The sequence below is a fragment of the Paenibacillus sp. S33 genome, from assembly GCF_053615415.1.
The window spans coordinates 5,251,165-5,278,161 of sequence record NZ_JBSIEZ010000001.1 but is presented as its reverse complement, the minus strand read 5'-3'; the positions used below and the strand labels follow the sequence as shown (position 1 = coordinate 5,278,161).

Genomic DNA, 26,997 nt, shown 5'->3' with positions numbered 1-26,997 from the left:
ATTTTTACTTAAATATTTTACTATGGTATAAGAGTGGAAAATAAAAGGTTGAGGTGACTACCCATGCGTACCATTTTGCCGTTGAATGACCAATGGTTTTACCTTCCTGAATATGTCGAGAGCGAAATAAGCGCAGGCATTGATGCAGGTCGGTATGAGCCAATTCAGCTGCCGCACACCAATGTAGAGCTTCCGTATAATTATTTTGACGACAAGGCATTTCAGTTTATTTCTACGTATAAAAGAGAGCTGAACATTCCGGCAGATGCCAAAGGTAAGCGAGTGTATGTTGATTTTGAAGGAGTCATGACCTATGCCCAGGTATATCTAAACGGGGTAAAAGCGGGGGAGCATAAAGGTGGATATACACCGTTCAGTGTTGAATTGACCGAACTTGCCGAGTATGGCGGCTCCAATGTGCTCACAGTCATTGTCGATTCCACGGAACGGGACGACATCCCTCCCTTTGGGGCAGTCATTGACTATCTGACCTATGGCGGTATTTACCGCGAAGTGCAGCTGCGAATAGTGGAGCCTGTACACCTTGGAACGATATTCATTCAGACACCGGAGCCGCTTGCGGCAAATAAGGCGGTGCGTGTGGTCGTGGAGCTGGAGGGCATCGGCGATCAGCAGGACGACTTGACGGTCGCGCTGCAATTGCTGGACGGAGCGAGCGTGAAGGCGGAGACCGAGCTGGCAGCGGTGACGGCGGCGGAAGTAACGCTGGAGCTGAAAGAGCTGGGCGGCCTGCGGCTATGGGATATAGATGATCCCAAGCTGTATGAAGCGAAGCTGACGCTGCTACGAGGCGGAGAAGAACTGGATCAGATGACCGTGCGCTTTGGCTTCCGCGAGGCTGAATTTCAGCCGGACGGTTTTTACTTGAACGGGCGGAAGATCAAGCTGCTCGGCCTGAACCGTCACCAGTCCTATCCGTACGTTGGCTATGCTATGCCCAAAAGAGCGCAGCGTCGTGATGCAGATGTGCTCAAGGAGGAGCTGGGGCTGAATATGGTACGGACATCCCACTACCCTCAGTCCCGTCATTTTCTAGACCGCTGTGATGAGATTGGATTGCTCGTTTTCGAAGAGATTCCGGGTTGGCAGCATATTGGCGGTGAAGCGTGGAAGGAGCAGGCGGTGAGGGACGTAGAGGACATGATTATCCGTGATCGTAATCATCCCTCCATTGTAATCTGGGGCGTACGAATTAATGAGTCGCAGGATGACCATGATCTGTACACGCGTACCAATGAGCTGGCACGAAAACTAGATCCGACCCGTGCTACGGGTGGTGTGCGTTATATTGTAGGCAGTGAGCTGCTGGAAGATGTATATACGATAAATGATTTTGTTCATGATGGTGGGCACAAAAAATATTTGGCGAAGGAAATCCGCAATTTTGATACGTATGACGATACAGAAGGCGTAGATGGCGAAACGACAGGCTTGCGCCAGCCGTCTCTCGTTACAAAGCTGGATCATCCAGTCCCTTATCTGGTAACGGAATATAACGGGCATATGTACCCGACCAAGCGTTTTGACCAGGAGGAACGGGTAATGGAGCATGCACTGCGCCATACGCGGGTCCAAAATGCTTCTTATGCCGATGAGGGCATTGCCGGAGCGATTGGCTGGTGTGCTTTTGACTATAACACGCATGCTGATTTTGGTTCCGGTGATAAAATCTGCTACCACGGTGTCATGGATATGTTCCGCCTGCCTAAATTTGCAGCCAGTGTGTACCGGAGCCAGAAGAACGTCGAACAGGAAATCGTTATGGAGCCGGTCACTTACTGGTCTCGTGGCGAGCGGAATATCGGGGGTATCGTGCCGCTGGTCGTGTTCACCAATTGCGATGAGGTGGAGTTCATCTACGGTCATGAGCGCAAAGGTATTTATCGTCCGAACCGAGAGAAGTACCCGGCGCTTCCTCACCCTCCTGTCGTGATCGATGAGTTGACAGGTCACTGGGGCATGAAGTGGGAAGACGCTGTATTCATTGGGTACGTAGATGGGCAAGAAGTGATCCGCAGATACTATTCACGTAATCCGGTGCCGACAGAGCTACGGGTAGCTGCAGATGATATGGTACTGGAAGCTGGCGATTGGGACGTAACCCGAGTAGTAGTGGATGCTCTAGACGAATACGGCAATGCCCTGCCGTTCTATACAGATCCTGTTTCGGTGGAGGTCGAGGGAGTGGGTGAATTGATCGGTCCTTCAAGCTTATCCCTAATTGGTGGACGCATTGCATTCTGGATTCGTACAAAGGGTGAGGCTGGCAATATCCGCGTGAAGGTTTCAGCGCCTTCTCGTTTCGGTTTGCAGGAATTGAGCATTGACGTGCAATAAGGAAGCAAAGGCAACATACAATCCTGCTAACTGCTTTTATACTGTCTGATACTTCTATTATTTAGTAAGGAGTTGTCCGCAGATTCTGCAAAGAATCTGAGAGGGCAACTCCTTTTTAGCATAGGTTAGGGTACGTTAATCTATAAGTCTTTCGAATTGTGTCTTATTACTGAGTCACTTAACGTTACGCTCGTAGATTGGAAGCATAGAATACACTATCAAACGCAAGGGAGGTGAAAACTATGGCGATTCTTTTACCTCAACAAAACTTTACGATAGCGGCTGGTATCGGCAAATCGTATTATGAAAATTTGCGTGGTGGTGCAGATGCAGCAGTAACCGTTAATAATAACGGTCCCTTTCCGATTGATCTTGTCCTTACTGTTGTCAATGCGCCTGTGATTACCTATACGATCCCTGCATTCACTAGTCTTACGGTGGAAGTTGCCTTATTGCTGGTAGCTGGTTTATTGACTAGCGCGGCCGGAGGCACATTTGGTACGATTCAGATTGCGACAGCTGATCTTTAACCTGTAACGACCTGATCCTCTAACTCTAGCTTTGCCATGTGGCAAGGTTAGAGTTTTTTGTTTGAAATTTTCTGAAACTTTTTTCATGTTGTGCCGATATATACATATAGCATAGCAAACAACAACATCGAAAAGGAGTACCCTGTATGAGCTTTAGCAATCCGGTTTTACGTGATGACATCTTTTTGCGCGAAGATGAAAGAGAAGCTAGTGAACAACGCATGACCATTGGAGGAACGGTGAACAAAACGTTGCTTCTGCTGGTTCTGCTCATCGTCTCTGGAAGTATTACCTGGTACATGACCTACGAAGGAACCGTAGAGGTGCTATCCTTGCTGACGGCAGGCTTTATTGGTATGGCAGGCGTAGCACTTGCGATATCCTTTTTCCCCAAAACGGCTCCATTACTCTCTCCTGTATATGCGATTCTGAGTGGTTTTGCTTTGGGTGGCGTTTCAGCTTTTATGGAGTATGAGTACCCTGGAATTGTAGCCAATGCCATTTTGCTGACCGTGGGTATCTTGTTCTTGATGCTCTTTATGTACACGCAGCGAATCATCAAGGTGACACGCGGCTTTATCTCATTCGTGGTCCTGTGTACGATGGCGATTTTTCTGGTGACGCTGGTTGATTTTATTATGAACTTTTTCGGTATGAATGTTCCCTATATCCATGAAACAGGTTGGCTGGGTATTGGCATTAGCTTATTTATCGTGATCATTGCGGCTTTGAATCTGCTGGTTGATTTCAATTTTATTGAAGAGCAAGCAGATCAAGGCGCACCCAAATATATGGAATGGTATGGTGCTTTTGCATTGCTGGTGACTCTAGTATGGCTGTATGTACGGATTTTGGATCTGTTGGCCAAATTCAGTAAGAGGGACTAAGTGCAGGGTGAGAAGAAAAGGATGGCTGAATGCCGTCCTTTTTTGTATTAAATAGACGGTTTAAAAATTGCATTTTACGTTAAATACATAGAAGTTGGGTAAAACATAAAGACAGACAGGAGAGGAGTGAGTGCATGTATCAAGTGGTGCTGGTTAGGCATGGACAGAGCGTGTATAACCGACAAAACCTGTTCACAGGCTGGACGGACGTGGACCTGACTGAACAGGGGACTCATGAGGCCGTTGAGGCGGGACGCATTCTCAAGGAGGCTGGATATACGTTTGATTTGGCATTTGCCTCTGTGCTAAAACGTTCTATCCGCACGCTGTATCATATCTTGGATGAGCTGGATCATCTGTGGATACCTGTGCAGAAGTCATGGAAGTTGAATGAACGCCATTATGGTGCCCTTCAGGGGCTTAGCAAGCTGGATTCCGCCGTGCAATACGGCGAGGAGCAGGTTCATATCTGGCGGCGTAGTCTGACGGTGCGGCCCCCTATGCTGGATGAGAAGGACGAGCGGAGTCCGCATCGGGAAGAGCGTTATCGCAATATTAAGCCAGAAGAGCTGCCACTTGGGGAAAGCCTGGAGGACACCGTGCATCGGGTCGGTGAGTTTTGGAAGCAGCGGATTGTACCTTTGATTCTCAAAAAGGATCGAGTTATCATTTCTGCACATGGTAACACTTTGCGGGCTTTAATCAAGTATATGGAGAATCTGGACGAAACCGCATTGCTGGATTTGAATATTCCGACAGGCATTCCACTGGTGTACGAGCTGGATGAGCATATAGATCCCATCCGGCGTTTTTATCTCGGTGATCCGAGTCATGTAGAGGCTAAGAAGCAGGCCGTGGCCAACCAAAGCAAGGTAACGGAGTGACTTTCCATACACAAAGAGGACAGGGCGCTTCCTCGCATCCTGTCCTCTTTGTGTTGGGTATAGATTAAGCGTTTGCTTCCTCTTCTTCTGTTTCCTGGCTGTCTTCCTCTGCGGGAAGTGCCCACACCGATACACTGCCGGCACGAACGGGAAATATGCCGTAGCCATCCTGCTCAATCTTTACGGTATGATCGTGATGTCCGGTCAAATCCATCCATTCTTCCCCTGCACGTTGTTTGCCTACGAACATGCGCTTTTCTCCGTCATTTGCGTTGGTGATCACCACAGCACATCCGGAGCCTTCCAGCTCAGGCACGCCTTGACGAACCCATCCAATCGTATGGGGATCATCGAAATAATCTTTTTGCTCACCATAAGCTTTATGGTACCGGGCATATAGAAGCGGGTCTAGCTCAGCCTGCTTGCCTTTCACGGGCGTTTGCCCCTGGATACCGTAGTAATCGCCGTAGAACACACAGGGATAACCGTCCTTGCGCAGCAAGATGAGTGCATAGGCGCTAGGCTTGAACCAGTCCTCCACCCAGGATTCGAGCGCTTCATGCGGCTGTGAATCATGATTATCGACAAAAGTAACCGAGTTCAGGGGATGGGTATGAACAAGCGTATCCTCGAAAATGGTGCTTAAATCGAAATCCTTGCCACCCAAGGAAGCGCTATGTAGTTTGTAGTGGAGGGATACGTCAAACAGGTCGATTTTATAATCAATGGTATCCAGGAACTTTTGACACGATTCCAGATCCGGTTTCCAAAACTCGCCTACCATATAAAAATCCTGCCCGCGTTTTTTAATCATTTCTGTAGCAAACTCTCGTACAAATTCATGATTAATATGCTTGATTGCATCCAGACGGAATCCGTTGCATTGCAGAGTATCTATCAGCCATTTCCCCCAACGGATCATCTCTTTGCGCACATCCTGATGATTATAGTCAATATTGGCGAACATTAAATAATCATAATTGCCGAATTCATCATCTACATTTTCGCTCCAGCTTTTGTTTTTACCTAAAATACGATAGATTCCTGTCCGGTCATGGCTTGCATCGTAATCGGTTCCGTTAAAATGTTCAAAGTTCCATTGAAATGTGGAATACTGACCTTGACGGCCGGGGAACGTAAATTTAGTCCAGCCTTCGATATCAAAGGGCTCGGAAATGACTTCATTGCGGTTATCCGGGTTAACCTCGACGACCTTGAATACTTCAGTTTCATCCGCGCCGGCCTTATGATTCATGACCAGATCGACATAGACGGCCACGCCGTGGCGAACACAGGCGGCAACAGCCTCCAGCAGGTCTTCCCTGGTTCCGTATTTGGTGCGCACCGCACCTTTTTGGTCAAATTCGCCCAGATCATAAAGGTCATAGACGCCGTATCCCGTATCCTCGGGCGATTGGCCTTTGGTGACAGGTGGAATCCATATCGCGTCAATTCCTTTGGCCTTCAGTTCCGGCGCCAGGCGGGTAAGCTTTTTCCAGTGAGAACCGTCAGCTTCGACATTCCACTCGAAAAATTGCATCATCGTATGGTTCCTTTTCATGTACGTCCCTCCTTCATATATAACAAGTTACCCACCAAGTGAGGGGGGCTAAACGTCAGACGGTCAATATGATGCTGAGTGAAGAACAAGGATCGCTGTATAACGTATGCTGAATCATTAAAATTTGTTATACCTGAGTGTTCACAACGACTCGGGTAGCTAGAAAAGAGAACGTGAAAACGGTAAAATGAATCTAACTTAACAATAGTTCGGGTTTTGGGCAAACTGTGAAGCGCGAGCAACAGAGGAAAGGAGGAGTGGACGTGACAGAACCGCAGCAGAACAAGGATGAAGCGAGCAAACCGCTGATTAAAAAATGTACGTATTGTCAGGAGATGAAACCTTTAACGGACTTTCAGCGCAGAACGGGTCGCCGGGCTGGTCCTTATTCCCGGCGTGGTCCTTGCCGTTCCTGCCGAGGATTGGCCCCACAAGAACGTGCGGCTACGTCCGCTCCCTCCGGCGAGGAAACAAATCCCTCGGCTGCTCCCGTGACGCAGCATAGCCTTGAAGCAAATACGGCTGCGCATAGCCTGGAGGCGTCGCTACCTATGGAGGCACAACACCCCCGCAGGAAGCCGGTCACGGACAAAGCGCGTGAGCGCCACCGGCAACGGGTTCGGCATCTGCTTAGCAGGCTGAAGCCTGCGGATACCCGGGCGTTGCGGCTCAATCGCAATGGCATGATTCGGCTAAGAGGCAAAACCGACCAGGGGAGACGCTGGCATCAAGAGATTGAGCTTGATCTGGCCATGACCCTGGTCAGAGAGCGTATGGCGGTGATTGTTAATCCATACACTGTGCGCAGACTGTATAGCAACAAGGAATTTCGTCAATATGTGCTTAAGCGTGACCGTTATACTTGCTTTTTTTGCGGGGGCTACGGTGACACGATTGATCATTTACTGCCTCGGGCAAAAGGGGGGCACACGACGCCGGTCAATTGTGTATGTGCTTGCAATGAATGCAATCAAGTTAAGGCTGCCCGTGATGTAGATGAGTTCATTGAGTCTGGTGTACCGCAGCCGTCTCCTGAAGATTTCGAGGCACCTGATAATCCTGATGCTTCTGAAGGCACCCTACGTACGTAGGGCGATTCTTGGAGCGTAGGTCCCTTAGTACAGTTCTACTTCAAAGCCGGATTCCTTCCAGGCTGTTGTTCCGCCTTCGATAAAAGCTACATTGGTAAAGCCCATCTGCTGGAGTGTATAAGCTGCCAATGCAGCTTGTCCGCCTGCCCCACAAGTGGTGATAATCGGGCGGTTGCGGTCACGTAGACGTTCGTCACGCAAATCCTGTGGAACCTCCAAGTCAGCGCGGATGGGCAGCATGCCCAATGAAATATTGGCGCTTCCACGAATCAGGCCGCAAGCGCCTGCATCATGGGAGTCCTGTACATCGATAACGAATGTATCTGGATTTGCCTCCATTCGCTGACGTGCCTCCTGTGAATCAATGCCCTTAACGTGCTGCCTCGCTTCTTGAACCATATCTCCAAATGTTTTAGCCATCATTTAAAACCTCCGTATGAATATATTTTGTGTTATTTTCATATTATCGAACTAAAACTCACTCTCTTTATTACCCTCCTCTAGCATAAGATGACCCTTCTTTTAAGGGAAACTTGGACAAAAATCGAGCTTATTCTAATTTTTATCTAAAATAACAATAAAAATTTTGCAGAAATTTGTGCAAATTTAAAATTTCTTCGACGATTGTGTCGTGAAAGGTGTAATATAGAGGTATAGGGTTCCGTTTCGGCCTGTTGTAGTCACGAAGGAGCGCTTCGTGGAATATTCCGCAGCAGTAACAACAGAATACCGTCTGAGCAATATACAATTGGCATCTGCGATAAATCAGTCTTGCCCTGTAGGGTATAGGCCGGTTTTAGCTGTGCTTCTTGCATGTTTAAGGGCGTGAATTCGATGAACGTTTTATTGCTAGAGTTTATGGATACAGGTTACGAGAAAGGAATGGACTTCTATTTTCACAGTAAAGGAGGACGTTCACGCATGTCTGAAAACCAACAAGAGGTGGCAGTAACACAGGAAGCTACCAAAGAGTCTCGGGATGTATTGGACCAATTGATGAAACCGGAGGTTCAGCAATCGCTGACCGTGCTGGTAGAAAATCTGCCCAAGTTGACTGAGATGGTTACTTTGATGACCGACGCTTATGATGTAGCTCGCAGTCTGGCGACTGACCCTGTCTTTATCGGAGATATGAAAAGCTCCATGGGAGAGTTTGTGAAGCCTGTTACAGATTCGGCTAAAGGATTGGCTTCTGCTGCAATTGAAGCAAATGACCGTGTACAAACTACGGACGGCAGTGTAGGTCTGTTTGGCCTGCTCAAAATGCTTAAAGATCCGAATGTACAAAAAACGCTGCGTTTCAGCCAGGCTTTCCTGGATATTCTGAATGAGCGCCAACGCGAAAGCAAATAATTACCTGATCGAGAACGGAGGATGGACATGTCGAAGCAAATTTTGATCTTGGGCGGCGGGTACGGCGGATTGCTAGCCGCTCTTACAGCACGCCAGCATATGGACGCTAGCCAAGCAACCATTACAGTGGTTAACCGCTTTGCGTCGCACCAAATTATTACGGAACTGCACCGTTTGGCGGCAGGTACAATTGCCGAAAAAGCTGTTGCGCTTCCTTTGGAAAAACTGCTGCGTAACAAAGAAATTATCCTGAAAGTGGATACTGTTTCCGAAATCAAGCCTGACGATAAAAAAGTAACCTTGGCCAGTGGCGCTACGTTGAGCTATGACGCTCTCGTTATTTCCCTGGGCAGCGAAACGGCTTACTTCGGTATTCCAGGACTGCAAGAGCATAGCTTCACGCTGAAATCAGTGGCAGAAGCCAATCGCATTCGCGCACATGTGGAAGCTCGTCTGGATGCTTACAAGCAATCCGGTAACCAAGCAGACGCTACAATCGTTATCGGTGGTGGCGGTCTGACAGGCGTTGAGCTGGTGGGTGAATATGCTGACAAATTGCCTGTAATTTGTCGCGAAAAAGGTATTAACTACGAAGATATCAACTTGTATTGCGTAGAAGCTGGACCATCTATTTTGGCAGGCTTCCCTCAACCACTGGTTGATCGTGCAGTAACAAGCCTTGAAAAACGTGGCGTTCAAATCGTAGCGGGTGTTCCGATTACAGAAATGAAAGCTGACGAAGTTCTCTTGAAAGACGGACGTTCGATCAAAACGAACACACTGATCTGGACAGGCGGCGTACAAGGTAATGCACTGGTTGGCGCATCTGGTATCGAAGTAAACCGTGGTCGCGCAACTGTGAATGGTGCACTGCAATCGACTTCTCACGAAGACATCTTCCTCGCTGGCGACAGCGCAGTGGTGTTCCCGGGTGAAGGCGAGCGTCCATACCCTCCAACTGCACAGTTGGCTTGGCAAATGGGCGAATTAGTTGGTTACAACATCTTCGCTTATTTCAACGGAGCGAAAATGGAACGCTTTACACCAGTATTCTCCGGTACACTGGGCAGCTTGGGCAGAACAGACGCGATCGGTACTGTAGGCGCGAATGGCACCCAACTGAAAGGCGCTGTAGCTACTTTGATGAAGGAAGGCAGTAACATCCGTTACTTGTCCCACATCAAAGGACTTTTTGCATTGGCCTATTAATATTCTTTATATTTTATATGTTTCATTGGAAGAGAGCGCTATTCAGCGCTCTCTTTTTTTGTAGCTTTTCTTTACGACACTAGAGTTGCTTACGATTCATTAGTCTTAATTCACTTCATCTTCGCTAACTCTGCCACTTGTACAGGGGGGAGCGCACCTTCAAATATACTCAGCTCATCAATACATCCTTTGAACGCAGGGTCCCACCAGTTGACACCTAAGCTGAATGTTCCAGATTTGGAGGTAAAGACATCTGGGAATCCTGAGCCGGTAAATTGAAGCTCGCCATTCACATACACGGCTAACACCCCACGATCTACAGTGAAGGCGAGATGGGTCCATTCATTTGTTTTGATCTTTAGGCCAGTACTGCCGGTATACCAAAGTGAGCTGCCGGACCAGACCATTGTATTATCCTTCTCGGGTCCTCTGGGCAGAAGGCTAATCCAGTGGTTACTATCCATAGCTCCAAAGAAAGTTGGTGTATGCAGCGTCAAATCGCTTGGTTTTACCCACAGTGACACGGAATATGCTGAGCTGGATATGAGTCCTTCAGGTAGAGCAATGCCTGACTTTCCATCAAGGACTATAGCTTGGCCCTTTACGCCTTCAGCGTAGGATACACTTCCTCCCTGGCGATCGATTCGGTCACCGATAACTTTGCCATTAGCAAAAGCATCCTGCTGATCCTCCAGATTATTTTCAAATGTGTATGACGCAGTCAATGTTGCTTTCTCATAAGGGGATACCGTGATGTTAAAAACTTTGTCCCGACTACGTTCTCCTTTGGTAATGGTAGCCGTCAAAGTGGCAGATGCAGCCTTTTCTCCGATTCCTGGACGCTTGATTTCACCTGTATCCGTAATGACGCTTTGGTCTGAAGTTTTCCAGGTAATCCGGGTTTGCCGACTGCCTTCCTTCGGAAGATTCAGGCTAGCCGTCACCCGACTTGTATCGCCAATATCTAACTCACGATATACACTGTCCACTACTGTCGTATCGGTCATATCAGGGAGCTTACTGCCCCAAGCCATTTCACCTTTATTCGATAAAACTGTAAACGCCAGGATGTATTGATTCGTAACCTGATCCCATTGTCTTAAGAACACCCCATCCAATACAGCACCATCCAGTGTTAATTGGATATTCGCATCTCCCGACTTGCGCCATGTTCCTTGCACATCGCCTTCGATGGTATGATCTGCTCTAAGCTGAATGAATTGTGTATTCTTGATCGTAGCCGAAGAATCACTGCCATGATTAATATATTGATAATCGCCAATGAATTGTTTCTCATCCAGCTTTGTTAGCGTCTCGCCACCGTAACGGTAAGGGGCTACGACAGGCCAGTCATCCTGATTCATAAACATTTGGTGTATACGCAGCTCATGTGTCTCCCCCTGCTGAGGGAATCGGGTATGAAAGACGACAAACATTTGTCCAGTAGCAGGATCGGTGTATACAGAATTGTGTCCAGGGGAAACATAGCCGTAGCCAGTGCCTGTACCGGGGTCGCCTATTTTACTATCGAACAAGAAATTACCTATCAACTTGTTGCCATAAGTTGTATTTTTGGTGTTTGCCGGCAAAACAGCATTCTGTCCTTTGGCATCCTTATAAGGTCCTGTCGGACTCTTGGAACGGAATAACCTCATGTTATACCCTCCGTCCGCTGCAAGACCGCCGTAGGTTACATACAAATAGTAATAACCCGTTTTTGGGTTGTATTCAATATACGGACCTTCCCCGGACTCACCGTATCCACCTGCGATCTTGGTGCCAAAATAACGATCAATCAGACGGCCGTCCTCCGTAGTTCCATCTTTACCTGGGTACATGGGTTTGCCAGTTGCCTTATCTAGCTCGAGTAAAAATATTCCCCCGGACCATGAACCATACGTCATCCACAAGCGCCCGTTTGCATCGTAAAAAACGCTTGCATCGATTGCATTTGGGAACATCCGATTCGCATAAGAACCATCGGTATTAAACCATCCCGGTCTGGGGCCCTCAAGCTTGCCTTCCTTAATGAGTTGTTGAATCGGCGTATTTGTCCACTTTTTATCTACCTTGCTATCTTTATCGAATGCAGTCTCTTTCGTAAAACCAGTGTGTATAATGGTATCCACATATTGATATGGACCCTCGATTTTGGGTGCGACTGCAATGCCGATCGCGGAACGAATGTAGGTGGAAGATGCGCTATAATAAATCATATATGCCCCTTTTGTCCCATCCTCATTGACATAATGCTCATTCCAAAATACATCGGGCGCCCATACCGAGAATCCTCCCTTACTGTCCGCATCATTCTCACCCGCCCAAGCGAAAGATCCAGCTAGATTCTTCGATAAGTCCCCGTAAAGTGTGTTCCCAGGCGTAGTGTAACCGTTTGCAAAAGAAGTCCAGTTTGTAAGATCTTTTGACTTCGCCGCAGAGATGTGTGACCCAAATACATAATAAGTGTCACCGTCTTTGACAATGGAAGGGTCATGAACCGATACATTAGAGAAGGTTGGCGCATCCTGCTTATTGTTCTGGTCTGGCACCGTTACCGCCGCGTCCATTGTACCTAATGGTGCGCTTGCGATTGCTAATAATAATGTTAGTGTTATTGCAATACTTTTCCTGACCTTACGTTTAACAAAACTTCTCATCATACACATTTGCCCCTTTCTAAATTGGAATACAGTGATATATTCTGCTTTTATTGCTAAATACCTTTATATTTATGAGTATTATTAATGTATTTATGAATCACTTGTCTATTAGGTAAAAATTATAAATTATGGTTGACGTTATGTTTTTGTGAGGATAAGCTAGTTATAAAAAATAAGTCGTAAGAATTGTTACTTGAACAAATTGTTGTTTTAACCTAAACGCTAACAAAGGAGAGCATTATGAATGAAAATCAGACTGTTGGTCTGCCTTATGATTGTACTAAGTTTTGCTACTGTACACTCCAATTCGACATCAGCTCAAGCTCATACGCCCATACACTTGAAGGTCAATGATCATTACGTTTTATACACCTACCCTGCATCCCCCTTTGTGGATACGAAGGGAAGGCTGCTTATACCGCTCCAAGTGGCTGAGGATATACTGGGTGGCAAAGTAACTTATAATGCAGCGAACAAGACGGCTGCTGTTGATCTGTTGGGGCGTAATGTAACGGCTACGATTGGATCACCCGAAATATCAGTTAACGGTGAGCCGATGACAATGGACACAGTCCCCATCATAAAAAGCAACGCGATGTTTTTGCCGGTATCCATTTTGTTGAAGGATACAGATGCGAAGATGGAATGGGATCCCAAACGTGGCTTATTGAAACTAAGACATGATAGCTTTACGGAAAGCCCAGTTCTTATGAGGTTTAAGGGACAAGACTTGGCCCAAGTCATTGATGCGAATGCATTTGATCTTATTTCCTTTGGCTGGGATCAAAGGCAAGGTGTATTGAATATTCATGCTACGTATAAGAGCGCCTTATCGCCCGCCTTCAAGCAAATTGACTTTAATCCTATGATTGTTTATAGCAAAGGGACCTATAGTGTATATCCTTATTCTAAACCCAGTATGTTTTACAAAGTTAAAATAACCAGTCCTGGTAATTTGGTTTATAGAATGAATATCGATACAACCAATGCGGATGAAGATTATATAAAATATATTACTTCTGTTGGCAGATTAATTAAGTAGTAGAATGTATGTTGCTTGTACATTATAAAAAAGAGACAAAGGCTTAAGGGCCTTTGTCTCTTTTTTTGAAAGATTAATCTTAGAAGGTAATGATTTGACTGCTGTTTCCTTTATTGCGTACGTATCCCACGACTTTGGATACAGACTCTCTGTCTTTAAGATAATTAGTAACGCCGTCTGTCAGGTTGTTTTTTTGATTGTTTGACATTTTATTCCAGTCATCCGAATTTACATAAACTTCGACGATAGCTTCACTGCTGTCGCCTCTTACTGTGAAATCAAAGCCGACCCCATTATAGGTGCCATATCTATCGGACAAGTTACGTTGGATCGTACTTGTATCCAGAGAAGAAGCTACCTTTTTAATCGTCACATCGCCTCTGCTGTTGGTTGAAAAGGTCGCCAGTTTATCTCTATTACTGGAGTTTTTCACTGTGCCTTCAATATCAGCATCTTTATACTCTTTCAAAATATCTTCAACGATGTCTTCCAGGTAGCTTTCCTTTCTGCTGTCGGATAGATCATCCCATCTGGATTTTGTCATTTCGATGGTTACTGTAATATCACTTTTGTTACCATCCAACGTGATATCAGAGTTGGTGCTATAGGCATCGCTGTGATCATCGTTCAGCTTCTTTTGAAGATCCTTCAAGGAGCTAGAGCTATTTTTGCTTGCTTCATCTTTTAGCGTCTGGTTGTCTTTTTGCAATTGAGCGATGGTAGCGTCTTTCGTCGTGTTCGCTGCTTTCGCTGTGTTGAGCTCTTGAGTCAGCGTCGTAATCTGGTTGTTCAACGCCGTAACTGTAGACTGATCAATCGGAACGCCGTTGTCGGCAATGACTACGCGTTTGTTTGTGCCATCCCATGTTACCTTTTTATCCAAAGCTGTACCTGCCAGCTTCAGTGGGATATACGTTACGCCATCCAGCAGGAACGGTTCTGTTTTGGCATCATAAGGAACCTCGGTTCCGTTGTAGATGATTTTAATATTGTTATATACTGCTTGGATCGGCTTAGTCACTTGTGCGGCATATGTGGATTGGCTGAAAAGAGCCCCGGATATGGCCAAGGCGGATACGGCAGTGATGATGACAGGTTTTTTGATAGATTTCAGTGATTTCATTCGTTGGTCTACCCCTTTATTTAAGAATTATAGCCTGGTTCATAGACTAGAGTAACATTAATGCCTACAAAATCCAACAGCTTGGAGAGTCATTATGGGTTGTGCTTATATTGGTTAGACGCAACAGCAACCGTAAAAGTTGCCCTGTTTGCGCAAAAGTTTTTCCAAAAGTATCCGAACAACACAAAACAAGCCCGCTGCACAAGACAGCGAGACTTGTTGGTAAAACAGTGCGTCGAGGTTATCCATTCAGGATTATTTGCCGTCCTTCAGTTTGCCTGCTGTTTCCTGAAGATGGCCTTTGGCCTTATCCAGTTTGCCTTCGGCTTGAAGGGACTTATTATCGGTAGCGTTCCCGATTTGGTCCTTGATTTCACCTTTGGCTTTGTTCACATTACCTTTGATTTTATCGCTAGTTCCGTTATCCTTCATGTTATAGCCCTCCTTATGTGATCGAACTTTCATTCAGCATGCTGTAGTTAGTCATTACCCGAGCGAGGGTAATACGAAACCAGAGGCTGTATATCACAGACGGGGGTATAATGTTGGATACGGATTAAATCAGAACGTGAAGTGGGGAGTGAGCGCATGCTCAAAATTTTATTGTTTATTCTCGTTATTCAAATTATTTACGTATCGGCGTATACACTGCGCATGATTCTGACGCTGAAAGGACAGAAGTACATTGCTGCGCTCATTAGCACCGTGGAAGTTACGGTCTATGTATTGGGCTTGAATGTTGTGCTTAAGTACCTGGATCAAGTGGCAAGTCTTGCAGTATACGCCATTGGCTATGCATTGGGCATTCTTATTGGAGCATGGATTGAGGAAAAAATAGCGCTCGGTTATGTCACCGTTAAGGTGATCAGCAATGAGATCAATGGAGGAATTGCCAATGCGCTGCGGGACAAAGGATACGGCGTTACAGCCTGGCTGGGCAGTGGACGTGATGGAGAGCGCCTGGTAATGGAAATTTTGGCTAAACGAAAAAACCAGAATAAGCTGTATCAGTCCATTCTGGAGCTGGACCCTAAGGCTTTTGTCATTACGGTAGAGCCGAAGCAATTTCATGGCGGCTTCTGGACTAAGGCTATCCGTAAATAAACATTTTGGTAAATTGCGCATATTTTTTGGAGGTTGGAGCATATTAATACCCGCACAGGTGGGAATTAACAGTAAGCCGACAGGGGATATTACCCTATAAAAACCGAGGGGGGATATAGATGTACAGACGCCAGGCCCCGGAAATCATTCCAGAGGAAAATACGGCTATTTGGTCGTGTACAAACGAGGGTTGCAACGGTTGGATGCGAACGGATTTCACCTTTTTGAACGAGCCAGCTTGTCCATTTTGCCAAGCCTCAATGGGGCAAGAAATGCGGATGCTGCCGATTCTCAATCGGGCGGGCAATTCCTTTGTCGCCCAGCGCTCCTAATCCAGGATTTTGCAAAATCCACCATTGAAAGTGAGTACGATGATCACACTGCAGAATTTATGAACGCCAAAAGCCGCTCCAGCGACATGCTGAGCGGCTTTTGGTTGTGGAAATTGGGGTAGGGGTGACCTGTCCCCAAGTAAGGTGTGTGTTGATTATGGTCTCTGGATGGGCTGTACGGAATCACGATATACAATATGACCCTGCACGAGGACTCGACCAAAGCGGCCGCCGGGATGGCTTATTTTTTTCATCATCGAATCAATCGCGGTACGTGCCATCTGCTCGATGTCTACGCCGACCGTGGTCAGTTGCGGAACAATAAGAGTGGCGTATACATCGTTGTCAAATCCGACCACAGAGCAGTCCTCAGGCACGCGGTATCCTAGACCAATGAGCTTGTGTACCAGATTGTGAGCGACCTGATCGCAGTTACATACAAAGGCAGTCGGTAGCGGCTGAGGCAGCTCCATTTCAACAAAAGCACCTTCGTCGTCCCGGTCACTGAGCACCCACTCGTTACGGAGGGGCAGTCTGTGCTCCAGCAAGGATTTATAGTAGCCGAGGAAACGATCCTGAATACTACTGGTGGAATAGATATTGCCTACATATGCAATATCACGATGCCCCTGGGCGATCAAATAGTTGGTCAGCTCATACGCTCCGTAGAAATTATCCGTCACCACGGAGTCGATATCGGCATGTTCATCATAAAAATCGAGAAACATTTTGGGTAGATCCATGGTTTGTACCAGCTCGATATATGGCTTGCTCACTTGACCCAGGAGAATGAAGCCGTCCACCTTGCGGTCGTAATAGATACGTGGCAGATTAAGCTGTTCTTCATCTTCGCGATGAAGGATGTGAAGGATGCCATAGTAGCCGTATGGCTCCAGTGCCCGTGAAATTTGCTGGTAGATGTGCAGATAAAACGATTGGCCGGGGCCAGTAAAACGTTCAGGGATGACAACACCAATGTTATAGGTGAGGCCCTCCTTCATGGACTTGGCAACGGTATTGAAACGATAACCCATTTCGCCCGCGAGCGTCTTAATACGCTCTTTTAGCTCCTCGCTAACCCCATCCTTGTCATTGAGCGCCTTCGACACGGTCACGCTGCTTACTCCCAGCTTATCTGCAATATCCCGCATCGTAACGTTGCTCTTCATTCCTGTTCCGCCTTCCAATTTTAAAAAGATAAGCATTTTGCCTAATCCAGAGAATGGATGCAAAATGCTGGGGAATATATCCGTAGCTTAGCCGCCTGTAAAATCCAAAAAACTTAGCAGCATGGCTGCCCATAGAACAACTGTTAGCCTGCGGGTAACAGTTGTTCTATGGATAGTATACATGGTTCCGCAAGTAGGATAAAGCCTGCGGCTTATGTCCGCTGGGAAGGACGGGAGTGTGCTTGCAATAGCGCTTCATTGTGATGAATTAACTCGCGGCGAACAGCGGCGCTGCCGAGAGAGCGCAAGGGATCGGATGGTGTATTGAAGGTGTAGTCCTCCAGTCGAGCGATGGTGGTCGTCGCTACGTGAATACGGGTATCGCTGGACGCGTAGTAAATAAAGACTTCATCTTGCTCGTTAACAACAGCCCCGTTGCAAAAAATAACATTCGAAACGTCGCCCACGCGTTCCTCATCATAAGGAGCCAGAAAGTGCCCGCCGGGCTTAGCAATGACGCGCGTAGGGTCTTCCAGACTGGTGGCAAAGGTATACAGCACATACCGCAGCCCGGCGGCTGTATTGCGTACCCCGTGAGCGATATGAATCCAGCCGCGACTGGTCTTGATCGGGGCAGGCCCCTGTCCGTTCTTGGCTTCGTACACCGTATGATAACAACGCTCATCAATGACGGTTTCGTGTTCAATCACGGGTTGTGTAATATCTTTGCACAGGCCGAAGGCGATGCCTCCGCCTGAACCGGTGGAAATAAACCCGTCCTGGGGACGAGTATAGAAGGCATATTGACCGTCCACAAATTCAGGGTGCAGGACAACGTTGCGCTGCTGTGGGGACTGGGTAGTGATGTTGGGAAGCCGGGTCCATGTACGAAGGTCACGAGTGCGGACCAGTCCGGCCTGAGCGACAGCACTGGAGGTATCGTGGGGTGGTGCGTCAGGGTCCTTTTTTTCCGAGCAATAAATACCGTAAATCCAGCCGTCCTCATGCTTTACCAATCGCATATCGTACATATTTGTTTCTTCCGGGTCGATATCCTCCCATACGAGGGGAGCGTCAATGAATCGAAATTGATCAATGCCGTTATCGCTCTCTGCCAAAGCAAAAAATGACTTTCGATCCAGTCCCTCTGTGCGCGAAACAAGAATGTATTTTCCTTCATGATAGATCGCCCCTGGATTCAATGCCGCATTTACACCCAGCCGCTCCATGAAAAAGGGATTGGTTTGCGCATCCAGATCAAACCGCCAGTGAAGTGGAACATGATGGCGTGTGAGCACTGGGTAGATGTAGCGTTCGTAGATACCATTATAAAAGGTAGTTTTAACCTCATTGGGGCGTGTAATCAGTTCCTCTTGCTGCAACCGCAGCTCATTATATTTGCTATGGATCATTGGTTTTCCATCCTTTCTAGCATTTCTATGCAAAATCGGCTGTTGTGATAAGGGCACTTCCAGGGTCCTGCAATCTCTCTCGCATCAGGCTTACCATCCGCTTGAACTGACCAGAACCATTCGCCTCCGGGGCGCGGATCGATGATATGTTGCCGGGTATAGGACCATAGATTTTTCACAATTTGCAAAAAACGTTCGTCTTTTGTACGTTGAAACGCATTATAAAAACCAACCATTCCCTCGGCCTGTACCCACCAGATACGTGAGGTGTCTACCCGCTCTCCTTCCCGCTCATTGATGAGCGATCCGTCTGGCTGAACAGCTCGCTCTGCTACCGCATTGGCAATATCCATTACCATATCCACGTATTCTGACGGGTAATAACCCAGCACATTCATAGCGTCCTCAATCAACCAGCTGGCTTCGATGTCGTGACCATATGAGGTCAGGTCAAGCAGAGAGCGCCATTCACGGTCGAAAAATACCCCCAGTCGTCGGGCAGAGGCATCGTAAACACGATGATATAAAATATCCAGTACGTTCGTCAGTGCATCTCGAACCTCTTCATTTGGCCAGACGCGCAGCAATTGGGTGTACGCCTCCAAAACATGAATATGCGTATTCATGGTGATATGCGCGGTAACCCCATTTTCGCTGAGTAGCTCATTAGGCTGCATGTTCCACGAGCGGTCATATTGTTCGCCGTATGCCTGCCGGGTGGGATCATATCCTTTTTGCTCCAGTAGGTGGAACAGCTCCATAGCTAGTGGTAATGCATTCGGGTCGTCTGTGGCACGTGCATACTCTGCTATCGCATAGATCGCGAATGCCTGCGCGTATACATGCTTGCACGTGTCCACGGGTTGCCCGGTGTAGTCCACCATCCAGTACATTCCTCCATGTAATGGATCAAGCAGGTGATCCCGCAGGAATGTGAATGCATGTCGTGCGGCTTCTGCATAGGTATCTTCCCCTGTTACACGGGCAGCCGCCGAGAATGACCAGAGTAGCCGTGCAGTGGCAATCCCGCCTTTATTGGCTTGGTTATGAATGTGCAGATCCATGTCCACCTCGCCGTAAAACCCACCGTGTGTCTCATCCTTCAGTCCGAGCCAGAATGGGAGTATGTGTTCCTTCCATTCCTGTCTAATTTCGTCCAGTAATGTTTCCAAGAGACAAAGCCTCCTTCGGAAAATGAATTATTAGGTTATCGTTAACTTTACAGGATTATCATATCTAGCTGTTTGTAAACTGTCAACCATGCTAAATTGGTGTTTTTTCATAAGATGTGACCCATTCTGCTTTACAAAAAGAATATTGCAATTGACATAGTAAGCGCTAACATAATAAAATGATTTTGTTACTTTAACGATAACCTTATTCGAAAACAACAGGAGGAGTCGTCTCATGAAGTTGTCCAAGGTTTTGATGTCATTACTATCCGTGGTTTTGTTAGCGGGGCTGTTTACTGGCTGTACCTCAAAGAAGGATGAGCCAGCTGCCAGCTCTGATCCGAAGGGTGTGGAAGGTGAAATTACGGTTATCACACAGCGGACTGATATTGTGGATACCGTATTTCAGGATTACGCCAAGGAATTTAACAAACTTTATCCGAACGTGAAGGTCAATTTTCAGGCATTGGCCGATTATGAGGGCCAAATTAAAATCCGGATGGGGACCAGGGATTATGGAGATGTTTTGCTGATTCCTGGCAGTATTCCAGTTGAAGAGCTGCCCAACTTTTTCGAGCCGCTGGGTACTTATGAGGAGATGAAAAACAAGTATACCGGCCTTGAAGAACGTACGGTGGATCATAACAGCTACGGTATTCCGATTGCGATGGTTTACTCTGGTGTGATTTATAACAAAAAGGTGTTCAAGGACGCAGGAATCACGCAGCTTCCCAAAACACCGGACCAATTCCTGACAGCGTTACAGCAGATTAAGGACAAAACCAAGGCAGTGCCGCTGTTTACGAACTATGCCTCTGGTTGGGCACTGACCCAGTGGGAGTCTAGTCTGGCAACATTGGCGGGTACGAAGGAATATGTGAATGTCACACAACCGAATACAGATGACAATTTCACGAAGGGCCAGCCCCACTATGAACTGTATAAGGTCCTGTACGATGCGGCTAAAAAAGGCCTGATTGAAAAAGATCCAACGACTACAGATTGGGAGACCTCCAAGGCGGATCTCGCTCAAGGCAAAATCGGTACGATGGTACTTGGCTCTTGGGCGATTGACCAGATCAAAAGCACAGCTTCTAACAAGGATGATATCGGTTTTATGCCTTTCCCGACGAATGCCTCCAAGGTACTTGTGCCTCTGGCTGGTGATTTTAACCTCGGTATTAACGTAAACAGTGAAAATAAATCAGCGGCCCGTGCCTGGGTGGATTGGTTTACCGAAAAGTCCAACTATGCCGTAGAGCAGGCAGGTAGCATTAGTCCGCTGAAGGGTGCCCCAATGCCTAGCATTTTGAAGCAATACGAAGATCAGGGAGTCGTTTTTGAAACGCTTACTCCATCTCCAAAAGGACAGGAAGGGATTGTCGATAAAATCGACAAAAAGGGAGAAATCGGCTTGTGGCAGCCTGACTTCAAAAAACGCATTATTGAGGCAGCAGTCGGTAACCGCCCGGAATCGTATGACACCATTATGAAGGATCTGAACGACGCATGGGTGAAGGCGCGTGCTGAAGTGGCTGCAAAGGAAGCAAAATAGCCATCTGAACTGACGAAAAGAAAGGATCGACGTAGCAGTCGATGGACGGATAGCCAGGAGGTGCAGCATGTTAAAATTTTCGAATCTCAGCTACTCCAAACAAAGATTGGCGATTATTGTTGCCTTTTCAATTATTCCGCTAGCGCTGCTGATCACTTTTGCGTACTTGCCAGTGATCAATATGTTTAAGTACAGCTTTTCGGACTGGAACGGCTATAGTAAGCGTCTGGAATATGTGGGCTTTGAAAACTATATCAAAATCTTTACCGACCCCGAGTATTTCTCGGTGTTTAAAGTCAGTCTGTATTACTTTGTAGCCACCTTTGTACAGATGGGGCTGGCCCTTTATTTTGCAACCATTCTCAGCTTTCAAACCTGGTTTAAAAATTTCTTTAAAGGCGTTTTGTTTTTTCCTTCCCTGATGAACGGGGTAGCTATTGGTTTTATTTTTCTATTCTTTTTTAAGCCAGACGGTACCCTTGATACACTGCTTCAGGCGATGGGGCTGGGTTCGTATGTCAAGCTGTGGCTGGGCAACCCAGAGATTATCAATATTTCGCTGGCCGGCACGTCGATCTGGAGATACATGGGCTTTAACTTTATCGTGTTTCTCGGTGCGATTTCCTCCATATCCAGTGATCTGTATGAAGCGTCTGATATAGACGGGGCTAACCGCTGGCATCAGTTCCGCTCTATTATTTTGCCGAGTATCAAGCGGATTTTGCAGTTGAATCTCATCTTGGCGATTAGCGGGGCGATCAGTGCGTTCGACATCCCGTATATTATGACCGGTGGCTCTAACGGCAGTGAAACATTCGTCATTCAGACGCTTGATGTGGCATTCAAATACAGCAAGGTCGGTTTGGCCTCAGCGATGGCGGTCGTTCTGCTGCTGATCGTGATTGCTGTTACGCTGCTTCAACGGTTGCTAATTCGGGGAGAGGAGGACTAAACATGTATAAGCTGAAAAGAATACTGGGTAGCAGCATCAAGTATGCCGCGCTACTACTAGGTGCGTTCATTGCACTGCTGCCGATTGTCGTAATTTTGTTTGCATCTTTGAAGACGAAGGCTGAATATGCGGCAACCAGTCCTCTGACTCCCCCCGTAAACTGGCTGAATTGGGCTAACTATACCAAAGCCTTTATCAACGGAAATATGCTGACCGGATTTGTGAACACAGCTTTTATCCTGTTGATTTCGATCATCGGAGCTACGTTGACCGGTTCCATGATCGCGTATATTTTGAACCGTTTTAAATTTAAGGGCAAAAGTCTCATGCTGGGTGCGTTCTTGCTCGCCACGCTCATTCCGGGGGTGACGACACAGGTGTCGACATTCCAAATAATCAACAAGCTGGAGCTGTTTAACACGCCTTGGGCGGCGATCTTGCTGTATTTGGGAACGGATATTATTGCGGTGTATATTTTTCTGCAATTTCTGGATTCCATCGCGGTGGCGCTGGATGAATCGGCCATGCTGGATGGGGCCTCCTATCTGACGATCTACTGGCGCATTATCTTGCCCCTGCTGAAGCCTGCCATTGTGACGGTGATCATTATCAAGGGCGTTAATATTTACAACGACTTTTACACCCCGTTCCTGTATATGCCCAAAACAAGCCTTCAGGTCATATCGACGGCGCTGTTCAAGTTTAAAGGGCCATATGGCTCGCAATGGGAAGTCATTAGCGCGGGCATAATCATTGCCATTATTCCGACGCTGATTGCGTTTTTATCATTACAAAAATATATCTATAACGGTTTCGCGCAGGGTTCGGTGAAATAGAATAATGGCGAAATAGAAAATTTGGTGAATCAAATATCTCGGTGAGAGGGGAATACACGTATGAATAAATTGAATGTGGATTTGGGAGTAGATAGCGTACGAATTGTGGGAGGTAGTCTGCCGGAAATGCCGTGGCAGGATAAGCCTGAAGGCAGTGAGGCTCCGGTATGGAGATATAGTGAGAATCCGGTCATTGGACGGAATCCGGTACCGGGCATTGCCCGTATTTTCAACAGTGCAGTAGCTCCATATGAGGGACGGTTTGTAGGAGTATTTCGGGCTGAAACGATTAATGGACGTCCGCATTTGCACCTAGGCTGGAGTGACGACGGGTTGGCTTGGGACATTGAGACAGAACGTTTGCATTTGGTTGATGAGGAAGGGAACGATTATCAGCCAAATTATGCTTACGATCCGCGTCTGGTTCGCGTGGAGGACACGTATTATATCATCTGGTGTACAGATTTTTACGGTGCAGCATTGGGGATAGCACAAACGAAGGATTTTAAAAGCTTTGTACGATTGGAAAATCCGTTCCTGCCGTTTAATCGTAATGGTGTGCTGTTGCCCCGCAAGCTAAACGGAAACTTTATGTTGCTATCCCGTCCGAGCGACAGCGGACATACACCATTTGGCGACATTTTTCTGAGTGAAAGTCCTGACTTGGTCTATTGGGGCAAGCACCGTCATGTCATGAGCAAGGGCGGACAGGGCTGGTGGCAATCGGTAAAGATTGGCGGCGGACCGGCTCCGATTGAGACGACAGAGGGCTGGCTGATGTTCTACCACGGGGTGACAGGCACGTGCAATGGGCTGGTATACAGTATGGGCGTAGCCGTTCTTGACCTGGATGATCCGTCTAAAGTTAAATATCGTTCCTCGAATTTCGTGCTGACCCCGGAGGAATGGTACGAAGAACGGGGTTTTGTGCCGAATGTGGTGTTCCCGTGTGCTACGCTGCATGATGCGGACACGGGCCGGATTGCGATTTATTATGGAGCCGCTGACACGTATGTAGGTATTGCATACACGACAGTGTCTGACATTATGAAGTATGTCATCGCAACGGATGAAGTGGTCGCAGACGACCGTGAGTCAGGTCGGATGTAGGAGGAACTTGAATGCCGGAGGATATGTCTTTACAGCAATTGCAGTCATATATGGGGAGTAACCCGAAGCCGCCGGATTTTGACGCATACTGGGAACGGGCATTACAGGAGCTGGAGCGGCAGCCGCTTGATTATACACTGGAGCCTGCTGATTTTGTCTCTCCGATGGTGGAGTGTTACCATCTATATTTTACTGGAGTGGGCGGAGCAAAGGTTCATGGGAAGCTGGCTCGTCCCAAGCACCTTACGGAACAAGGGCCAGCTTTGGCCATGTTTCATGGATATTCCTGCGACAGTGGCGACTGGTTCGACAAGGTAAGCTATGCGGCACATGGATTCACTGTGCTGGCCATGGATTGCCGGGGGCAAGGTGGGCTGTCCGAGGACAATTTGCAGGTTCAGGGAACGACGGTACGCGGCCATATCATCCGAGGGATTGACGACCCGGACCCGGATCGGTTGTATTACCGCAATGTATTTTTGGATACCGTGCAGACGGTGCGCATTCTGATGTCTATGGAGCAGGTCGACCCTGAACGGATCGGCGCATTTGGCTGCTCCCAGGGAGGGGCCCTGACGGTTGCCTGCGCTGCATTGGAGCCGCGTGTCCGTATGGCAGTTCCGGTATATCCGTTTCTGTCGGACTATAAAAGAGCCTGGATGCTGGATGCCACTACATCTGCATATGAAGAACTGGTTTATTATTTTCGTTGGTTTGATCCGAACCATCTGCGCGAGGAGGAGCTCTTTCACCGACTAGGCTACATTGATATTCAACATTTGGCAGATCGTATTCGTGGTCGTGTGTTGTTTGTGACAGGGCTGTCGGACACCATCTGTCCACCCTCCACGCAGTTTGCGGTGTACAATAAAATTGTATCAGACAAGGAAATACTCCTGTATCACGAATACGGTCATGAGTACCTACCTTATCTGTCGGATCGTGCTATGAGCGAATTTTTGCGGCTGTAGGGGGTTGAACTTAGCCGCAGGCTCCTTTATAGTAATAGCTATAACCTTCGTGAATGCGTAATAAATGAATGCCCCATTTGTATAACCTCAATAATATGGTTTGAGGGTCTCTACCAGGAACCGATAAATCCTGATTACAAAAAGTGTACGTCTTGTACATTTCTTGTGGTCAGGATTTTTTTGCGTAATACGAGGGAATTTACATGACAGCAAAGGAGCTAATGTAATGAACTTCAAAGTAGTTATTTTAACGATTGCGACCTTTACGGTGGGGCTGGTGGAGCTGATTATCGGTGGCGTGCTACCCCAAATTGCACAGGATTTGAATGTCTCCGTAAGCACGGCAGGACAGCTTATCATGATCTATGCGCTCGTGTATGCTATTGCTGGGCCAACTCTGTTGGCGTTAACCGCCAAAATTGAACGAAAACGACTGTACCTGTGGTCGATGTTTATTTTTATTCTGGGAAGTCTGCTGGCCTTCTGGAGTCCGAATTATGCAGTCTTGTTTGTATCCCGTATCATTACCGCTGCAAGCGGGTCGCTGATCGTGACATTGTCACTGACCATTGCAGTCAAAGTGGTGTCCAAGGCTTATCAGGCCCGTGTCCTCGGTGTCATCTCCATGGGGGTTAGCTCCTCCATCGTTCTAGGTATTCCAGCCGGGGTGCTGATTGGAAATGCATTTGGCTGGCGGGTGCTTTTCCTGATCATTGCTTTGTTGACGGTCGTTGCTATGATCGTTATCAACTTGTTTATGGAGCGGATTCCGACAGAACATGTTGTACCTATGCGTGATCAGTTGAAATCCTTAAAAAATGTTAAAGTCATCAGTGCTCATTTGGTGACCACGCTGACACTGGCGGGCCATTACACGTTATATGCGTATTTCACTCCGTTTTTAGAAAATATGATGGGCTTGAACGCTTCATGGGTTAGTGTGGCCTATTTTGTCTTTGGGCTGGCGGCAGTGAGCGGTGGTTTTATTGGCGGCTCTTTGGCAGATCGGTTCGGCACGGCGAAAAGTATTCTAGTCGTCGTAGGCGTGTTTATCGCCGTGATGTTCTTGCTGCCATTCTCAATTCACTCGATTTATGTATTTGCGCCACTACTGATTATCTGGGGCATACTGAGTTGGGCCTTGTCGCCCCCGATGCAAAGTTATCTTATTGAAAATGCACCCGAATCGGGTAGTATTCAGCAAAGCTTTAATTTCTCCGCGCTCCAGGTCGGGATCGCTCTCGGTTCTGCCTTGGGAGGAGTAGTGATTGAGAATAGTGAATCTGTTGCCACGAACGCTTGGGTAGGTGGGGCATTTGTGATTGTTGCTTTTGTCTGCGGCGTATTTTCGATTACCAGAGCCGGGACTTCGCAGGCTGTCAGAGGACACCACTCTGTTTCATAGTTCGATGGACTATCGTCCTCTTTCATAATACGAGCAAACATGTTATACTACACACAATTATGAAGAAGGAGGTGAGGTAGGTGAATCACGAGATGCTGAACAACCGTATTAGCCAGCTGCCGATTGCTATGGCTGGCATTGTTCATGCTTTTCCATACAACGGGAGAAGTCTGTCCAATTTTAATCATACGGTTGTAAACATCGCGAGAAGACGCCTACCTTAACTCGAACGGATTGCTGTATCTTCCGAAGAGTCGCGGGGTTGCTCCTGCGGCTCTTTT

The 26,997-nt window shown here is 47.2% G+C and carries 25 protein-coding genes and 1 riboswitch; of the genes, 17 read left to right on the top strand and 8 right to left on the bottom strand.

Going from position 1 to position 26,997, the window contains the following annotated elements:
- The first annotated feature begins 63 nt into the window (after positions 1–63).
- The 4 genes from ACWGXJ_RS23985 (at position 64) to gpmA (ending at position 4,659) form a co-directional block, all read left to right on the top strand.
- Positions 64–2,358 (top strand): glycoside hydrolase family 2 protein, encoded by a 2,295-nt coding sequence (locus ACWGXJ_RS23985; RefSeq protein ID WP_452567727.1) that lies wholly within the window; start codon positions 64–66, stop codon positions 2,356–2,358.
- Positions 2,359–2,600: 242 nt separating this feature from the next.
- Positions 2,601–2,888, top strand: a complete 288-nt coding sequence (locus tag ACWGXJ_RS23980; protein WP_069290641.1) for a hypothetical protein — start codon at positions 2,601–2,603, stop codon at positions 2,886–2,888.
- Between the two features lie 146 nt (positions 2,889–3,034).
- Entirely contained in the window at positions 3,035–3,775 is a 741-nt protein-coding gene (locus ACWGXJ_RS23975; protein WP_452567726.1) for a Bax inhibitor-1/YccA family protein, read from the top strand.
- A gap of 134 nt (positions 3,776–3,909) precedes the next feature.
- On the top strand, positions 3,910–4,659 hold the full coding sequence (gpmA, locus tag ACWGXJ_RS23970) for a 2,3-diphosphoglycerate-dependent phosphoglycerate mutase (protein ID WP_440723241.1): 750 nt from the start codon (positions 3,910–3,912) through the stop codon (positions 4,657–4,659).
- A 64-nt stretch (positions 4,660–4,723) separates the two neighbouring features.
- On the opposite strand, the gene ACWGXJ_RS23965 is transcribed toward gpmA, so the two are convergent.
- Positions 4,724–6,220: an alpha-amylase gene (locus ACWGXJ_RS23965; protein WP_440723242.1), complete on the bottom strand. Its 1,497-nt coding sequence runs from the start codon at positions 6,218–6,220 to the stop codon at positions 4,724–4,726.
- A gap of 263 nt (positions 6,221–6,483) precedes the next feature.
- On the opposite strand from ACWGXJ_RS23965, the gene ACWGXJ_RS23960 reads away from it, so the two are divergent.
- Entirely contained in the window at positions 6,484–7,311 is an 828-nt protein-coding gene (locus tag ACWGXJ_RS23960) for an HNH endonuclease (protein WP_452567725.1), read from the top strand.
- A gap of 24 nt (positions 7,312–7,335) precedes the next feature.
- Here ACWGXJ_RS23960 and ACWGXJ_RS23955 read toward each other — a convergent pair whose 3' ends face one another.
- The gene (locus ACWGXJ_RS23955; protein ID WP_452567948.1) at positions 7,336–7,731 is read right to left on the bottom strand and encodes a rhodanese-like domain-containing protein; all 396 of its coding nucleotides are present in this window, start codon (positions 7,729–7,731) and stop codon (positions 7,336–7,338) included.
- Between the two features lie 501 nt (positions 7,732–8,232).
- On the opposite strand from ACWGXJ_RS23955, the gene ACWGXJ_RS23950 reads away from it, so the two are divergent.
- Together ACWGXJ_RS23950 and ACWGXJ_RS23945 are read left to right on the top strand one after the other, a co-directional pair.
- Entirely contained in the window at positions 8,233–8,664 is a 432-nt protein-coding gene (locus ACWGXJ_RS23950) for a DUF1641 domain-containing protein (RefSeq protein ID WP_013312528.1), read from the top strand.
- 27 nt (positions 8,665–8,691) lie between these two features.
- Positions 8,692–9,873: an NAD(P)/FAD-dependent oxidoreductase gene (locus ACWGXJ_RS23945; RefSeq protein ID WP_061829474.1), complete on the top strand. Its 1,182-nt coding sequence runs from the start codon at positions 8,692–8,694 to the stop codon at positions 9,871–9,873.
- Between the two features lie 110 nt (positions 9,874–9,983).
- On the opposite strand, the gene ACWGXJ_RS23940 is transcribed toward ACWGXJ_RS23945, so the two are convergent.
- Positions 9,984–12,533, bottom strand: coding sequence for a LamG-like jellyroll fold domain-containing protein (locus ACWGXJ_RS23940; RefSeq protein WP_452567724.1), 2,550 nt, complete (start codon positions 12,531–12,533; stop codon positions 9,984–9,986).
- A gap of 244 nt (positions 12,534–12,777) precedes the next feature.
- Here ACWGXJ_RS23940 and ACWGXJ_RS23935 point away from each other — a divergent pair, with 244 nt between their 5' ends.
- Positions 12,778–13,575: a copper amine oxidase N-terminal domain-containing protein gene (locus tag ACWGXJ_RS23935; protein ID WP_452567723.1), complete on the top strand. Its 798-nt coding sequence runs from the start codon at positions 12,778–12,780 to the stop codon at positions 13,573–13,575.
- 79 nt (positions 13,576–13,654) lie between these two features.
- Here ACWGXJ_RS23935 and ACWGXJ_RS23930 read toward each other — a convergent pair whose 3' ends face one another.
- Together ACWGXJ_RS23930 and ACWGXJ_RS23925 are read right to left on the bottom strand one after the other, a co-directional pair.
- A complete protein-coding gene (locus ACWGXJ_RS23930; RefSeq protein WP_452567722.1) occupies positions 13,655–14,698 on the bottom strand; it encodes a stalk domain-containing protein in 1,044 nt (347 codons plus the stop codon).
- A 255-nt stretch (positions 14,699–14,953) separates the two neighbouring features.
- Positions 14,954–15,130: a CsbD family protein gene (locus tag ACWGXJ_RS23925; protein ID WP_013312524.1), complete on the bottom strand. Its 177-nt coding sequence runs from the start codon at positions 15,128–15,130 to the stop codon at positions 14,954–14,956.
- A 156-nt stretch (positions 15,131–15,286) separates the two neighbouring features.
- Between ACWGXJ_RS23925 and ACWGXJ_RS23920 the strand changes: the two genes are divergently transcribed.
- On the top strand, positions 15,287–15,802 hold the full coding sequence (locus ACWGXJ_RS23920) for a DUF2179 domain-containing protein (RefSeq protein WP_023990890.1): 516 nt from the start codon (positions 15,287–15,289) through the stop codon (positions 15,800–15,802).
- 119 nt (positions 15,803–15,921) lie between these two features.
- Positions 15,922–16,134, top strand: a complete 213-nt coding sequence (locus ACWGXJ_RS23915) for a cold-shock protein (protein ID WP_025721956.1) — start codon at positions 15,922–15,924, stop codon at positions 16,132–16,134.
- A gap of 155 nt (positions 16,135–16,289) precedes the next feature.
- Here ACWGXJ_RS23915 and ACWGXJ_RS23910 read toward each other — a convergent pair whose 3' ends face one another.
- From ACWGXJ_RS23910 to ACWGXJ_RS23900, 3 genes are all read right to left on the bottom strand, one after another.
- Positions 16,290–17,303, bottom strand: a complete 1,014-nt coding sequence (locus tag ACWGXJ_RS23910) for a substrate-binding domain-containing protein (RefSeq protein WP_235306647.1) — start codon at positions 17,301–17,303, stop codon at positions 16,290–16,292.
- A 212-nt stretch (positions 17,304–17,515) separates the two neighbouring features.
- Positions 17,516–18,715, bottom strand: a complete 1,200-nt coding sequence (locus ACWGXJ_RS23905) for a glycoside hydrolase family 130 protein (RefSeq protein ID WP_250260144.1) — start codon at positions 18,713–18,715, stop codon at positions 17,516–17,518.
- Entirely contained in the window at positions 18,712–19,887 is a 1,176-nt protein-coding gene (locus tag ACWGXJ_RS23900; protein ID WP_452567721.1) for an AGE family epimerase/isomerase, read from the bottom strand. The genes ACWGXJ_RS23905 and ACWGXJ_RS23900 overlap by 4 nt, the downstream gene beginning before the upstream one ends.
- 235 nt (positions 19,888–20,122) lie before the next feature.
- Between ACWGXJ_RS23900 and ACWGXJ_RS23895 the strand changes: the two genes are divergently transcribed.
- From ACWGXJ_RS23895 to ACWGXJ_RS23865, 7 genes are all read left to right on the top strand, one after another.
- On the top strand, positions 20,123–21,442 hold the full coding sequence (locus ACWGXJ_RS23895; protein ID WP_452567720.1) for an ABC transporter substrate-binding protein: 1,320 nt from the start codon (positions 20,123–20,125) through the stop codon (positions 21,440–21,442).
- A gap of 67 nt (positions 21,443–21,509) precedes the next feature.
- Entirely contained in the window at positions 21,510–22,394 is an 885-nt protein-coding gene (locus tag ACWGXJ_RS23890; RefSeq protein ID WP_061829466.1) for a carbohydrate ABC transporter permease, read from the top strand.
- 2 nt (positions 22,395–22,396) lie between these two features.
- Positions 22,397–23,230 carry a carbohydrate ABC transporter permease gene (locus ACWGXJ_RS23885; protein WP_025721962.1) on the top strand — a complete coding sequence of 278 codons (834 nt, stop codon included), beginning with the start codon at positions 22,397–22,399 and terminating at the stop codon, positions 23,228–23,230.
- 60 nt (positions 23,231–23,290) lie between these two features.
- Entirely contained in the window at positions 23,291–24,340 is a 1,050-nt protein-coding gene (locus ACWGXJ_RS23880) for a glycoside hydrolase family 130 protein (protein WP_452567719.1), read from the top strand.
- A gap of 11 nt (positions 24,341–24,351) precedes the next feature.
- On the top strand, positions 24,352–25,311 hold the full coding sequence (locus tag ACWGXJ_RS23875) for an acetylxylan esterase (RefSeq protein ID WP_452567718.1): 960 nt from the start codon (positions 24,352–24,354) through the stop codon (positions 25,309–25,311).
- A gap of 57 nt (positions 25,312–25,368) precedes the next feature.
- A riboswitch (purine riboswitch) is annotated at positions 25,369–25,468 on the top strand.
- Positions 25,469–25,537: 69 nt separating this feature from the next.
- The gene (locus ACWGXJ_RS23870) at positions 25,538–26,716 is read left to right on the top strand and encodes an MFS transporter (protein WP_235306641.1); all 1,179 of its coding nucleotides are present in this window, start codon (positions 25,538–25,540) and stop codon (positions 26,714–26,716) included.
- 80 nt (positions 26,717–26,796) lie between these two features.
- Positions 26,797–26,940, top strand: a complete 144-nt coding sequence (locus tag ACWGXJ_RS23865; protein ID WP_016822706.1) for an RAxF-45 family protein — start codon at positions 26,797–26,799, stop codon at positions 26,938–26,940.
- Positions 26,941–26,997 lie beyond the last annotated feature (57 nt).

Excerpts from the sequence above, each read along its gene's own strand:
- ACWGXJ_RS23985 (WP_452567727.1), top strand. The coding sequence starts at position 64 with ATGCGTACCATTTTGCCGTTGAATGACCAATGGTTTTACCTTCCTGAA.
- ACWGXJ_RS23980 (WP_069290641.1), top strand. The coding sequence starts at position 2,601 with ATGGCGATTCTTTTACCTCAACAAAACTTTACGATAGCGGCTGGTATC.
- ACWGXJ_RS23975 (WP_452567726.1), top strand. The coding sequence starts at position 3,035 with ATGAGCTTTAGCAATCCGGTTTTACGTGATGACATCTTTTTGCGCGAA.
- gpmA (WP_440723241.1), top strand. The coding sequence starts at position 3,910 with ATGTATCAAGTGGTGCTGGTTAGGCATGGACAGAGCGTGTATAACCGA.
- ACWGXJ_RS23965 (WP_440723242.1), bottom strand. The coding sequence starts at position 6,220 with ATGAAAAGGAACCATACGATGATGCAATTTTTCGAGTGGAATGTCGAA.
- ACWGXJ_RS23955 (WP_452567948.1), bottom strand. The coding sequence starts at position 7,731 with ATGGCTAAAACATTTGGAGATATGGTTCAAGAAGCGAGGCAGCACGTT.
- ACWGXJ_RS23950 (WP_013312528.1), top strand. The coding sequence starts at position 8,233 with ATGTCTGAAAACCAACAAGAGGTGGCAGTAACACAGGAAGCTACCAAA.
- ACWGXJ_RS23945 (WP_061829474.1), top strand. The coding sequence starts at position 8,692 with ATGTCGAAGCAAATTTTGATCTTGGGCGGCGGGTACGGCGGATTGCTA.
- ACWGXJ_RS23940 (WP_452567724.1), bottom strand. The coding sequence starts at position 12,533 with ATGATGAGAAGTTTTGTTAAACGTAAGGTCAGGAAAAGTATTGCAATA.
- ACWGXJ_RS23935 (WP_452567723.1), top strand. The coding sequence starts at position 12,778 with ATGAAAATCAGACTGTTGGTCTGCCTTATGATTGTACTAAGTTTTGCT.
- ACWGXJ_RS23930 (WP_452567722.1), bottom strand. The coding sequence starts at position 14,698 with ATGAAATCACTGAAATCTATCAAAAAACCTGTCATCATCACTGCCGTA.
- ACWGXJ_RS23925 (WP_013312524.1), bottom strand. The coding sequence starts at position 15,130 with ATGAAGGATAACGGAACTAGCGATAAAATCAAAGGTAATGTGAACAAA.
- ACWGXJ_RS23920 (WP_023990890.1), top strand. The coding sequence starts at position 15,287 with ATGCTCAAAATTTTATTGTTTATTCTCGTTATTCAAATTATTTACGTA.
- ACWGXJ_RS23915 (WP_025721956.1), top strand. The coding sequence starts at position 15,922 with ATGTACAGACGCCAGGCCCCGGAAATCATTCCAGAGGAAAATACGGCT.
- ACWGXJ_RS23910 (WP_235306647.1), bottom strand. The coding sequence starts at position 17,303 with ATGAAGAGCAACGTTACGATGCGGGATATTGCAGATAAGCTGGGAGTA.
- ACWGXJ_RS23905 (WP_250260144.1), bottom strand. The coding sequence starts at position 18,715 with ATGATCCATAGCAAATATAATGAGCTGCGGTTGCAGCAAGAGGAACTG.
- ACWGXJ_RS23895 (WP_452567720.1), top strand. The coding sequence starts at position 20,123 with ATGAAGTTGTCCAAGGTTTTGATGTCATTACTATCCGTGGTTTTGTTA.
- ACWGXJ_RS23890 (WP_061829466.1), top strand. The coding sequence starts at position 21,510 with ATGTTAAAATTTTCGAATCTCAGCTACTCCAAACAAAGATTGGCGATT.
- ACWGXJ_RS23885 (WP_025721962.1), top strand. The coding sequence starts at position 22,397 with ATGTATAAGCTGAAAAGAATACTGGGTAGCAGCATCAAGTATGCCGCG.
- ACWGXJ_RS23880 (WP_452567719.1), top strand. The coding sequence starts at position 23,291 with ATGAATAAATTGAATGTGGATTTGGGAGTAGATAGCGTACGAATTGTG.
- ACWGXJ_RS23875 (WP_452567718.1), top strand. The coding sequence starts at position 24,352 with ATGCCGGAGGATATGTCTTTACAGCAATTGCAGTCATATATGGGGAGT.
- ACWGXJ_RS23870 (WP_235306641.1), top strand. The coding sequence starts at position 25,538 with ATGAACTTCAAAGTAGTTATTTTAACGATTGCGACCTTTACGGTGGGG.